Origin of the sequence: Chryseobacterium sp. IT-36CA2 (assembly GCF_949767875.1) — a bacterium.
GTDB lineage: Bacteria > Bacteroidota > Bacteroidia > Flavobacteriales > Weeksellaceae > Chryseobacterium.
This window is the reverse complement of the sequence record NZ_CATKPG010000011.1, coordinates 202,630-215,057: the sequence shown is the minus strand read 5'-3', so window position 1 is coordinate 215,057 and position 12,428 is coordinate 202,630. Positions and strand designations below refer to the sequence as shown.

Here is a 12,428-nt window from a genome sequence, read left to right as displayed (position 1 = left end):
CAAAACTAAACATTTTTTCTCACAACACAAAATATATTGTTACAAACAATCGCTATTATACCTTAAGTCTTTTAACAAATCCAGTATTAAAGGCTGTTAGGACATCATAATATTTTTATCCACAATGACTACATATTCAAACTTCAACGACTTCAATTCCTTCAATATATTACTTGTTCTCATTTAAAACACGCATATTAATGAAATGTAAACAAAAAGCATTATCTTTGCATCCACTTTATTCATGGGGTTGACTGGTTTCGACAGCAAGACCAATGGGTAAGTAAGCATGCAGAGAACCGTAGCGCGATCTCTATAATCCCTTGCTACAAAATTTTAACTGGCAACGAAGAGTTCGCTCTTGCAGCTTAATATCGAAGTATAGTAGATCAAGCGTTTTCCCGAAGATTTCAGTAGGGAAGCAAGATATTCCACAAATGCTCTGTTCTGCGGCGTTTGATTCTGGGATATAGGAATGCGGAAATAAGGCTTTGGAAGCTTTGGCTAAAGTTCGAAAAATTCAGAAGATAAGCTGGTAGTTGGGTGTCTATCCTCTGCTTTCAGTCGAAAATTAATGGTAGAATAAGCATGTAGAAAGCTTATGTATTGCTTGTTTGGACGAGGGTTCGAATCCCTCCAACTCCACTTTTTAAGCTAAAGAGAATTTGTAAATTATTTATTTCTAAATAATTACATTTTCTCTTTTTTTTATTTGTGTCCGAAATTGTTCCCAAACATTTTTACATAGTCTCCTGATTAACGGAATACAATTTAATTATAAATACAAATATAAAAAATAGTTATTTTAAGCCTTGAAATAATGTCCATTACTTTCAAAATAATCATACATTATACTCCTTGCCGTAGCTTCCCAATCAATAACAACCCAATTAGGAATATTAAACGTATCATCTTCATAAAGCCATTGTACAAAATCTTCATCACTTTCGTACTCGCCGTAATAAAAATTGTTTACATATTCGTATAGGCTTTGAAAATCCATTTTTCCTAAACAATCTAAACACGCTTCGTAAACCTCTACATCATGCCCTGAATCATTGATTTGTTCAAGTACATCGTATATATCTTTTGATATATGGCACTCGCTCAATAATCCTAGTTTTTCCAGAATCGGACATTCATAGTCCTGAAACATAAATTCGGGGTCTTGTTCGTCAGAATGAAGTTCATACATTCCTGTAAGTAATTCTTCGTAATCGGAATAGTCCGAAAGGTTTAACCATTTACCGTAAAGGCTTCCGTTGTTATACTTGGCATACGTGCCACAATAGATACTAGCAGTATCAAGACAATTTTGTAACTTTGTCATGTTGATAAGTTTTAAGTCAGATTTAAAATTTATTGATTCGCCTAGCAGTACGCCAATACTTCTAGGCATTTTTGTTTTTATATTGAACCTTGTATCCAAAGCTAAAAGTAGCTTGTAAAGATGTATAAATATACAACAAAAAGCTCATAAATACAAGGATTTACAGATGTTTTAACCAAAACATCAACCGTTGTTAAAAACTTTTTAACCGTTCCGAGCGTAGGAAAACAAAAACAGTCTGAGAAAAACAAAAAAACTTTGACAGGGGTACAACGAAAAAACCTCGCTGGCGGTGGTGCGAAATCCGTATAGTAGGTCGGGAGCCGATACCTATTTAAAAATTTTGAAACTCGGCATAGAGGGTGTTTTTTAGCAAAAAAAAAAAAAAATTTGACAGGGTTGGTGTAAATAGTAACCCAAGTATTATACATTTCCCCTGTATATCCGTAATTGAATTAAGTATTGAGCAAAACATCACAAACCGTTTACCCTAGCCACCCGAAATGTTGGTTTAGAGTTGTTAGAAGAGAGTTAGGGAGTGATATAATTTGTAGAATAATTTTAGGATATATAGGTACTATGTAGCAGAAACTCTGAAAACACCTCTATTTATAGTAGTTTACAGAGATTTCACGTTAAGATTGCATGAACCAACCAAAGGTGATATATTAATCCCAGAAAAATATTTTTTTTCATCATTTATGTTCTTAAAATCTTTCGTTTCATCGAGGGACTTTTTTTGTTTTGGGGTAAATAGGTAGATATATATTGACAAAAGTACACTTGCTATGATTACAGCTTTTTTACATCCCGACCAAACCGTAAAGATTACTTACCTAAGACACAATAGACTTGTAACAATTTACAAAATGAATCAAATTTTGTAGTTTACAGCGAATGTATAATAACTTATAAAACTATTGCAGATACAGTCTTTTTCTCAGTTTCTCACAGTACAGATATGATATAATTTCCATTAGTGCGTTTTTAATCAAAAAAAGTATAAAAAATTTCATCCGTTATTATTGAAAATCAAATCATTATGTACATTGATTCATAAAGATTAAAACAAGTGGCGCAGTATCTATTGTTATTATTGACGCAATGCGTAAACTTGAAAGTTATAGGCAATTTTACCAAAAAGCTGTCCAAAAAATAGCGAATAAATTTCCGTAAATTTGGTTAAAACTAATTAAAGAAATGGAATATGATTTCTCAAAATTAAATGACAGAGAATTTGAAACTTTAGCGGCATCTGTAATTGAAAAAATATATAACTTAAAAGTTGAGATATTTAAGTCTGGAAGAGATGGAGGCGTTGATGGTAGATTCTGGATTGGAGATAAGAAAGAAGGCATCATACAATGCAAACATTATTTTTCAACTCCTTATTCTCAATTAATTTCAAAATTAAAAAACGACGAATTAGCCAAAGTAAAAAAGCTAAATCCTAATAAATATATATTTATTACCTCAAAAACACTTTCTAGAATAAATAAAAAAGAAATTCTAAATGTTTTTAAACCATACATTCAAAATGAAAGTGATATTTGGGGACAAGAAGATTTAAATTCATTCCTATCTAAAAGAGAAAATCAGGACGTTGTTGAAAGAAATTATAAACTTTGGATTACTAGTACAAGTGTTTTAGATATTCTAATTAACAATGCAATAAAAGGCAGAAGTCAATTCACAATACGAGAAATTGAAGAGAAATCTTATAGATATGTTGTCACTGAAAATCACAATAAAGCATTTAAAATCTTAGAAGAAAATAATGTTATAATTCTGACTGGTGAACCAGGTATCGGTAAAACTACTCTTGCGGATAATTTGGCAATTCTATATACAGCAAAAGGTTATGAGTTTTGTGATATAGAAGAAAACATTACCGAAGCAGAAAGTTTGTATCGAGAAAATGAACAAAAAAAAATTCTTTTTTACTGTGACGACTTCTTAGGAAGTAATATTTATGACGCTATTAACAATAAAAAAGATTCTCATATTGTCAAATTTATTAATAGAATTAGAAAAGATAATAGTAAAAAATTTATTCTTACATCACGAACAAATATTTTGAATAAAGCTTATAGTTTAAGTCATATTTTTCAAAATTTAAAAATAAGAGATAACGAATTTCTTCTTACAATTGAAAATTTAACTAATATAGATAAAGCTAAAGTTTTATATAATCATATTTATCATTCAAAATTGCCAAAACAATTCATTGACGTAATTTATAAAGATAAAGGATACAAAGATATAATTAAGCACAGGAATTTTAACCCAAGAATTATTGAATTTATAACCGATTCTTCTGTTATTGGTAATACTAAATCAGAAAACTATTGGACATACATTCTTCAAAGTCTAAATAAGCCAGAAGTTATCTGGGAAGGATATTTTCAAAATCAAACTGATGATTTTGTAAGAACTCTTACATTTTTAACCGTTTTTAATAACGGTAAAATATCTGAAGAATATTTGAGAGATTCTTATAATACATATCTAAGAATACACCTTTTAAATTTCGGAGACAATTCTGATAAAAGTTTTGAATCTGTAAGAAAACTAGCTACAAAATCATTATTAAATAGAAATCAAATTGGAAACGAAAAATATGAATATGTTCTATTTAATCCTTCTATTGCAGATTTTGTTTTAGGTGCGTACTCAAATGAAATTGATTTAATTTGTAATATTTTTAAATCATTAAATTCACAAGTATCAATCGATTATTTACATACTTTATTGAGGAATAACAAAATTAACAAAGTTTATAAAAGTAGAATACTCGAAAATCTTTTTGATTTCTTTTATGAAAGTAAACTTAATGATGAAGATTGGGATTTTTTAATTGCCCTAAGTTCTATTGACATTTTTAATGATGCAATCAATAAAAGATTAGAAACCTTTTTAAATATTATAATAACTGCGGATAAACCTAGTGGTGAGAGATTATGGGAATTATTATTCATTTTAACAGAATTTGAGCCCAAAATTAAATTTCAAAATTTCGAATTTCTTTATGGTTTTATTGATGATGTATATGATGAAGATACATTAAAAAGATTATTAGATTTTGTTGATGAAAATGATATTGATGATGAAAATATCCTTATGCAAATTAATATTTTACTCGATAAATACTTACAAAGTATTGTTAATGATAATGATTTGGATATTGATTATTCTAAACATATCACAAATTCTTACAGCTATTATGATGGTTATTATGAACCAGATGTTGACATAAACGGTATCGAAGATGAGATTAGACAAAATCTTGATTCATTCTTAGATGGCTTTAATGAAAATATACTCGATAAAATTTCTTTTTCCACATCAGACATATTATCAAGTATTGATATAGATTCAAAGGTAAATAGATTTTTAGAAAATTATGAGCCAGACTATGACCGTGATAGTCACGGTGGTTTTTATTTTGGAGGTTCAAGTGAAGATGATATCGATGCAATATTTGAACGTTAATTACTTAAAAAATTGCCTATACCATCGGCTTTGCAAAATGCGGGGTTAAGTGCAAAATTGAACTTCTCGCCTTTTAGCCGTCAAAAGCTGTTTGCTTTTGTTTTTTTATTAAATTTACCACAAGGCTCACAGCTTTGGCTACGTTTCGGTCTGAATTGAACTTTCGCTCAATTCAAGCCCATACTTCGCCAAGCCGCGCGGTCCGTTAGCTGTAAGTGTAATCAAACTATAACCAAATAATGAAGAAATTTACTACAATTTTCATGATTTTTTTTCCACTATTTTTTTTTAATTCTCAACAAACAAAAATTACAGATTCTAATAAAATTGAAACCTTAAATAAAAAGGTTGATTCATTAATAAAGGTTCAAAATGAAAAGAAATTAGAAATACTTGACGAAAGGATTAAACAAGCTACCGAAACAATATCAAATCAAAATTCTTTAATATCCTCTTTTGGAACATTATATACTGTAATTACAATTATTTTTGCACTAATTGGCGTTATACTTCCTATCCTAACATATCAATTTGGAATAAAACCTTCACAAAAAGCATTAGAAGATTTCGAAAAAAACTCAGAAAAAAAATTCAATGATTATTTAAAGGATAATAAAGAAAGAGAAATTGATAATGCAATCGAAAATTTAAGTAATGATGATTTAGCTGTTAGAAATACAGCTGTTAATTTTTTATCATTAAATTATCATTTAGGTATTTCAGACAAACAAATTTTTGGAATAATAAATTATCTCAATAATAAAAACGATATTGATGATACAACAAGAGGTCAATTATATAATACTATATCAAACCAAAAAAATGAAAATGTCTTCAATTATTTTAAACAACAGTTAAGAGATGTTGATGAAAAGAATATTCTAATTTATTATGCAATTAAATCTTGCTCTTTTTTTGAATATGACCAAATAAAAAGTGAATTAAAAGAATATATCAAAAAAAATCAAAACTTTTTAACCATTTCAATTTACGTACAATTACTTGCAAAACATCATTTATTAAATTTTTTCAATGATGAAAATGTTGTAAGTATTTTATCTGAAGAAGAAATTGAACAAATAAAAAATAATTGGAAGCATTATTTAACCAATTGGAAAATAAGTGAAACTGATTTTCAAAAAACTAAAATATATGAAATCATAGGAAAATAGATACACCTGCAGCTAACATTGTATTGGCAAAATGCGGGATTAAGGGAAAAATTGACTACTCCACTTTTTTAGCCGCTATTTTTCCATTCCACAGATTTTTAGTAGTTAGTTTCATGGAAAAAATGTCGGCTACGTTTGGTCTAAAATTGAACTTTTCATCCAATTTTACCGAACTTCACCAGTACTTTTTCCGTTGAGCTTGCAAAGCCAACAACGAAAATCCTGTTGAACCCTTCGGCTAACTTCAGCCTCGTTAGCTTTTCTGCAATTATAGGTTTATCGGAAAAATATAGAGATAGAAGAGACTTTGATAAGAGTCTCTTTTTTGTGGGTGATGATGCACGAGCAGTTTCCACAAAAAATAAACTATCACATAATTACAAAAATTCATATCTTCGTATCTCAAATTTTATCGACAACGAAAAAGCGTTAATAATTATTCTGTTACTGGAATCTGGTAAATTCAAAATGTGATGCAGAATGATAAGTTGAACGCTCACGTCCATATATTACGGGGCGTGGGTTTCGCTTATTTACATCACAGGTTTACCAGAACCTCAGTAATAAATAAGAGTTACGAGCCTACGTCCTTTTTCTATTATACAATCAAAACAAAACCACACTTTAGGCTCGAGTGATACAAAATCACTATGAAAAAACTATTATTATCTGGAGTATTAACACTCTTAGGAACACTATGTTTTGCCCAAAACTATTATTTCAGTCACCGAAAGGAAAGTATAAAATACACGGACAGCTACGGACAAACTCAATACAAACTTATTGCAGACGAGACATCCAATTACAAGTTTTATTTTGAAGTGTCTACCGATGGGAAAGCAACTCAACTTTTTACAGTTTATAATAACAATAATGAAGCATATTGGGCGGCTGAAATAAAAAAATCTGGATATAAGGAGATTGGAGGTGTAATTTTCAAACAATCACTTTACTACAATACTAATTCAAAACAGAACATTTACGTATTTGTTTCTCAGGATTACAAGAAAATTATTGTTATGGATAACGATGGATTAGCTGAATATTATTAAGATGGAAAAGAAAACTATTCAAGTTGACAAAAACATACCTAAATCAGTATTGATAGGTTTTGTACTATCTTTTTTAACAGTTTTTGCAATCGAGCATTTCAGTACATTCTCATATATTCCTAATTTGAATATCCCGAATATTGATAGTAACGGAAAACTTATTTTAAGTGGAACATACGACCCGACAACAACGCTAGTAGCTACATTATATCAAACAACACCTTTTGGAACTAAAATAGATTTACCGACAAACGGAATGATGTGCAGTGAGCTACTGTATGATTCTGAGTTTAAAAGTTATTCTAACAAGGGCGTATTGTATGCAAAATCTGTTTTTAGCGACTACAAATATCTCCTGTTGTTTTGGTTAGCATACACACTCATCGCACTGTTTTTTAAAAGATACCGTCTAAAGGTTTTGATTCTGATTCTGCCAATATTAGGTATCAGTTGTGACAAAACTAAACAAGAACCAATCGGACGCTGTATAATACCCATAGACACAGCAAAAATCAGCTCAAATAACACAAATACAACGATACATCAAAACACACCCAGAACAGCCGTAAAACATTCGTTTTTAGTCTTCAAGGTGAAAGATAAATACTTCGGAAAAGAATCTGTAATTGTAACAGGAATTTTTAACACACCTTATAACATTAGCACGGATGAGGAATACATGATTTTAGATGATACACAGGCTAAATGCAACGTATATCTGTTTGACAAAAACATTCTTGAAAGATACATGATGCGTTTTGACAGCTATGCAGAAGCAAGTCAGGAAAAAGAACGAATCTCTAAAATCCGTAACACCACCGTATCTAATAATCAAGCATCTACTCCAAAAACCTTGACCAAAGAAGAACAGGAGCAGATTATCCGAGAATGGAAAAGCATTACACCCGAAGAACACGAACAAGCCCGACAGCTACAAATGGAGCATGAAATGTGGGTTGAAGAACAGAAAAGAAATAACCAAAACTATAATTAACATCAAAATTTCAATTATGAAAAAACAATTATTCCTAGCATTATCGCTAACCGCTACATTATCATTAGTAACCGTAAATTGCTCTAGCAACAATAACGATGATAACAACACACAGCAAACAAATCCTGCAACAACCCAATATTTTCATCCCCCTGCGTGGATTCAGGGAACCTGGGGCGTGACTAATGGAACAACCTCAAACAAGCTATACAAGTTTACAACAGATGATTTTATACTACTTGTAACAGGTGTAAGCGAACAGAGCATAACGGGAACAATCAAATCAAGTCCGAACGGTGGAAGTGTTGACGAAACTGTTAACAGTGGTACACAGTATAACTTTACAGTTAAATACAACATCACAACCACAACACAAAGTTTTGAGTTCAGGAAAGTTTCAGCAACTCAGATTCAGTGGAAAGACAACAGTAACGGAACATGGTTTGACTTAGTAAAAATGTAGTAAAAGCAGAGCCTTGACCCTTACGGGTTGAGGCTTATGTTTTTATCTAGATAAATACCGACAAACTGGAAGATTAACAAAAAATCTGCTACATAGTACCAATACACACTACTAATTTATATCAAATATTACCTACTCTAAATCCCTCTCAAACCTTTCTAACCACTCTAATCGGGAAGTTTAAAGAAAAAAAAACAGGGAAAATACGGATAGCTAAATAAAAAATTTTAACGATATTGACACTTCAAATAAACTATCATGAAAAAAATCAAACTCAAAGGAGCGGAAGACAATAACCACTACTATTTATTAGAAAGTAGAGAACTTCAGGACCATGAAATTGGAGATTTTCTAAAGAATTTTCTTGATAAGGGAGAAGTTCTCCGAGTAATAGAACACGGCGGAATTAAGGCTTCTGCAAATCAAATTTTAATTATGAGAAGAGACGAAAACAATAAATTTGTGAATGTCTTTAACGTACAAGATGAATCCGATATTATCTACTTAGAAAATTAATTATGGCATTAACAATAAATTCGATTGATGCGTTGCAAACGTATTTACAAGGTGTGTTAGGTAGAGCCAATCATCACGCAGGAAATGTTGAGGGAGTATCACTTGCATTGTTAGGAGCAATCATTTGGAGAGCAGACGGAGAAATAGCTGTGAGGGAATATGCTGGAAGGCCTGCCAATATGATTTGGTTTCATATTGGAGAAAATAAATATGTATTGACGTATAATCACGGGACAGAAGAAATCGAGCTAAAAAACAGAACGCATACTGGAAACATTTTAGCGTCTTTTAACAACTCTTCTACTTACCAACAAATTATTGATATTTTTAGAAACCTTTAAAATTCCCAAAAAAGTTATGAGTAAAATTATTATAGTTAATTTAGAAAAGCCTGACTTTAAAGCACATGAAACTCTAAATTGTGACGTAGATTTTTCAGTAATTCAAAAAACACCCGATTATTTCCAAATAATTACTAATACGGATAAAGGCTCGGTACATATTGATTTAAATCGTAAAGAATTGGAACTATTACTGCACAGAATAAAAGAAAAATTATAAATATTTTTAACAACAGCCTTGGCAATTTGTCAAGGTTATTTTCTATTCTTAAACTAACTAATATTTACCATGAATGATTTAAATTCTCATATTATTGATATCGATACAACAATTTGTAAAAATATTGAAAAATTTGACTCTTCAGAAAGAGGATTATTATCCCAAAATATTTTATCTCAACTTAGAAACTTTGTAGAACATATAGCGCTAAAAGTTCTAGAAGAAGCTAGAAAAGCAAAAGTAAACAATACTTATGAAAATATAAAGGATGCTATTGAATATATTAAAGCGAGGGGGGATTTAAAATTTTTATCGAGATTGCATAAACTGTTACAAATATCAGCTTCACATTATACATTAAATGAAGAAAGTTCAGAGAGATTAATGCTTAAATACTATGAATATCTCTTAAAAATTAGAATTTTTCTCAAAGACACATACAACATAGAAACTCTTAATAATATTGATAATTTTCCAATTCAAACGGATTCTAATTTACAAGAATATTATGAAAAGATTTCTATAGTTATAAATCAATCTGCAAAATATAGAACAGATATTCCATATAAAGATAGATTCTATATTCAAAAAATAAAACCATTTTTTGTGAACAAGGAAATCTATTACGAAGTAACTTTTAGAAGAGCTAATGATAATGCAAGTAAATTTGACAGAATTATAGCATTTACTAAAGAAGATATTTTAGATAATTATGCCGTTAAATTATCAATTAGTAAAGGAAGTATAAAAATTTTAGGCAAAAAAATGCCTATTCAAATTATTGATAAATGGGAGGTATCTATAAGACCTTGTGAAATAAATAACTTTTCAAAAATACTTGGGGTAAATGTTAATAGTAGCGGAAAGGATTCTTATGAATTAATGAGATACATGACGGAAACAGGTTTTAATTTAATTGAGATTATAGATTTAGACAAATGGTATTATTCTCAATTAAAAACGAAGATAATCGAAAAAGCACAAGTTTCACATATATTCCGATTATTAGATTATTGCAGAATAATGAGTGAGAAAAAATTAAATGGTCATAATGTCCTTAGATATTTACTTCTTAGACTTAATAATAAAATAATCAAAAAGCAGTATATAAACTCTTCTTGTTCAATACTATCAAATCTAAATTTAGAGTATGGTTGTATACCATTTGACCAAATGCCTTATAATTCTGCATTAATTAACCATAACCCCAAATTAAATGACTTATTTGCAACTATCAATGTTGAAGATAGACAACACGAACTTTTAGCAAGACATATTAAAAACAATACTGAATATAAAGGTCAATTATATACATCAATCAAGGAAATAGAAAACTTTGAAAATATTAAAGAACTAGTTGAAAAATGGAACAAAAACTTATATAAAACACATGGGCATCGAAAAATTGAAATATATAAATCTCATTTATACATAGTTAATTATGAAACCACAACTGTTGAAATTGTAAAAAGACTAAAAGAAATTTCTACAAGCGGAATTAAGAATTATACAAATTCTATTAACTCTTGGCTTAACTCTTCTGCCTACAAAATTGATTGTGAGGAAAAAGAAACAGCCCTTAAAGAAATGTTTGAATATTCAAGAATTGCTCTAATTTACGGTTCTGCTGGAACAGGAAAGTCCACAATGATTAATCACATTTCAAATTTTTTTGTTACAGAAAAAAAACTTTATTTAGCAAATACAAACCCAGCAGTAGATAATTTAAAACGAAAAATAAATGTGGCGAATTGTTCATTCCAAACTATAACGAAATTTTATTGGAGTAGTTCGGATTATGATTTGTTAATCATTGATGAGTGCAGTACAGTAAGCAATTCGGATATGTTGAAGATTATTAATAAAGCAAAATTCCGATTAATAATTTTAGTAGGGGACATTTTTCAGATTGAATCAATCTTATTTGGGAATTGGTTTAACCTGGTAAAATATTTCATTCCGAAATCTTCAATCTTTGAGTTACAAACACCCTACAGGAGTAGTAATAAAAACTTATTAACACTTTGGGAAAGGGTAAGAAATATTGACGAAAATATTCTGGAAACATTGACAAGAAACAATTATGTCACAACTTTAGATAACTCAATTTTCGAAAACACTCAAGAAGATGAAATAATACTTTGTTTAAACTACGATGGACTTTATGGTATAAATAATATAAATTCATTTTTACAAGATAGCAATAATAATACACCATTTATTTGGGGGACTCACACTTATAAAGTTAATGACCCAATAATCTTTAATGAGTCAGGAAGATTCTCTCCTTTGATATACAACAACCTTAAAGGTAAGATTTTACATATTGAGTTACTTGAAAATGAAATACAATTTGATATTGAAATAAATCTTGTCCTCAATGAATTTGATGTCGAATATTATGATTTTGAGCTTTTGGAAAATGCTAAAAATGGTAACTCGATTATTCGTTTTAGGGTTGATAGTTATAAGAGTACAGATAATGATGATGATGATTCAGGCAATGTTGTACCATTTCAGGTAGCTTATGCAGTTTCAATTCATAAAGCTCAAGGATTAGAATATAATTCTGTGAAAATTGTGATTTCAGAGGAAATTGAAGAATTAATTTCTCATAATATTTTTTATACAGCAATAACAAGAGCAAAAGAAGAATTGAAAATATATTGGTCTCCAGAAACTGAAAAAAAGGTTATTGAAAGTTTTGAAACAAAATTTAATAAAAGAGATTTTTCTTTGCTTAAATCTAAATATAATTTATAGATTAAACAATGCTGTAGTTATATAAAATTTAGGTATTTATTTAAAATCTAGAATAATTTCATTATGCAAGTATTGAAATTCAATT

The 12,428-nt window shown here is 29.5% G+C and carries 10 protein-coding genes and 1 other RNA gene; 10 read left to right on the top strand and 1 reads right to left on the bottom strand.

Features of this window, described 5'->3' with window-relative positions; translation table 11 throughout:
* Nucleotides 1–246 precede the first annotated feature (246 nt).
* Nucleotides 247–648, top strand: a transfer-messenger RNA (tmRNA) gene (ssrA, locus tag ACM6F9_RS01795).
* Nucleotides 649–805: 157 nt separating this feature from the next.
* Here the strand turns inward: ssrA and ACM6F9_RS01790 are convergent.
* On the bottom strand, nt 806–1,330 hold the full coding sequence (locus tag ACM6F9_RS01790; RefSeq protein ID WP_414844145.1) for an antirestriction protein ArdA: 525 nt from the start codon (nt 1,328–1,330) through the stop codon (nt 806–808).
* 1,200 nt (nt 1,331–2,530) lie between these two features.
* On the opposite strand from ACM6F9_RS01790, the gene ACM6F9_RS01785 reads away from it, so the two are divergent.
* From ACM6F9_RS01785 to ACM6F9_RS01745, 9 genes are all read left to right on the top strand, one after another.
* The gene (locus ACM6F9_RS01785) at nt 2,531–4,822 is read left to right on the top strand and encodes a restriction endonuclease (RefSeq protein ID WP_414844144.1); all 2,292 of its coding nucleotides are present in this window, start codon (nt 2,531–2,533) and stop codon (nt 4,820–4,822) included.
* 239 nt (nt 4,823–5,061) lie between these two features.
* The gene (locus ACM6F9_RS01780; RefSeq protein ID WP_414844143.1) at nt 5,062–5,994 is read left to right on the top strand and encodes a hypothetical protein; all 933 of its coding nucleotides are present in this window, start codon (nt 5,062–5,064) and stop codon (nt 5,992–5,994) included.
* Nucleotides 5,995–6,644: 650 nt separating this feature from the next.
* Nucleotides 6,645–7,046 (top strand): hypothetical protein, encoded by a 402-nt coding sequence (locus tag ACM6F9_RS01775; RefSeq protein ID WP_414844142.1) that lies wholly within the window; start codon nt 6,645–6,647, stop codon nt 7,044–7,046.
* Nucleotide 7,047: 1 nt separating this feature from the next.
* Nucleotides 7,048–8,040 (top strand): hypothetical protein, encoded by a 993-nt coding sequence (locus ACM6F9_RS01770; RefSeq protein WP_414844141.1) that lies wholly within the window; start codon nt 7,048–7,050, stop codon nt 8,038–8,040.
* Between the two features lie 16 nt (nt 8,041–8,056).
* Nucleotides 8,057–8,503 carry a hypothetical protein gene (locus ACM6F9_RS01765; protein ID WP_414844140.1) on the top strand — a complete coding sequence of 149 codons (447 nt, stop codon included), beginning with the start codon at nt 8,057–8,059 and terminating at the stop codon, nt 8,501–8,503.
* A 258-nt stretch (nt 8,504–8,761) separates the two neighbouring features.
* The gene (locus ACM6F9_RS01760; RefSeq protein ID WP_414844139.1) at nt 8,762–9,019 is read left to right on the top strand and encodes a hypothetical protein; all 258 of its coding nucleotides are present in this window, start codon (nt 8,762–8,764) and stop codon (nt 9,017–9,019) included.
* A 2-nt stretch (nt 9,020–9,021) separates the two neighbouring features.
* Nucleotides 9,022–9,360, top strand: coding sequence for a hypothetical protein (locus tag ACM6F9_RS01755; RefSeq protein ID WP_294216163.1), 339 nt, complete (start codon nt 9,022–9,024; stop codon nt 9,358–9,360).
* Nucleotides 9,361–9,376: 16 nt separating this feature from the next.
* A complete protein-coding gene (locus ACM6F9_RS01750; RefSeq protein WP_414844138.1) occupies nt 9,377–9,580 on the top strand; it encodes a hypothetical protein in 204 nt (67 codons plus the stop codon).
* A 69-nt stretch (nt 9,581–9,649) separates the two neighbouring features.
* Complete coding sequence (locus ACM6F9_RS01745) at nt 9,650–12,343, top strand: AAA family ATPase (protein WP_414844137.1); 2,694 nt, start codon at nt 9,650–9,652, stop codon at nt 12,341–12,343.
* Nucleotides 12,344–12,428 lie beyond the last annotated feature (85 nt).

Coding starts and splice junctions, on each gene's coding strand:
- ACM6F9_RS01790 (WP_414844145.1), bottom strand. CDS start 1,330: ATGACAAAGTTACAAAATTGTCTTGATACTGCTAGTATCTATTGTGGC.
- ACM6F9_RS01785 (WP_414844144.1), top strand. CDS start 2,531: ATGGAATATGATTTCTCAAAATTAAATGACAGAGAATTTGAAACTTTA.
- ACM6F9_RS01780 (WP_414844143.1), top strand. CDS start 5,062: ATGAAGAAATTTACTACAATTTTCATGATTTTTTTTCCACTATTTTTT.
- ACM6F9_RS01775 (WP_414844142.1), top strand. CDS start 6,645: ATGAAAAAACTATTATTATCTGGAGTATTAACACTCTTAGGAACACTA.
- ACM6F9_RS01770 (WP_414844141.1), top strand. CDS start 7,048: ATGGAAAAGAAAACTATTCAAGTTGACAAAAACATACCTAAATCAGTA.
- ACM6F9_RS01765 (WP_414844140.1), top strand. CDS start 8,057: ATGAAAAAACAATTATTCCTAGCATTATCGCTAACCGCTACATTATCA.
- ACM6F9_RS01760 (WP_414844139.1), top strand. CDS start 8,762: ATGAAAAAAATCAAACTCAAAGGAGCGGAAGACAATAACCACTACTAT.
- ACM6F9_RS01755 (WP_294216163.1), top strand. CDS start 9,022: ATGGCATTAACAATAAATTCGATTGATGCGTTGCAAACGTATTTACAA.
- ACM6F9_RS01750 (WP_414844138.1), top strand. CDS start 9,377: ATGAGTAAAATTATTATAGTTAATTTAGAAAAGCCTGACTTTAAAGCA.
- ACM6F9_RS01745 (WP_414844137.1), top strand. CDS start 9,650: ATGAATGATTTAAATTCTCATATTATTGATATCGATACAACAATTTGT.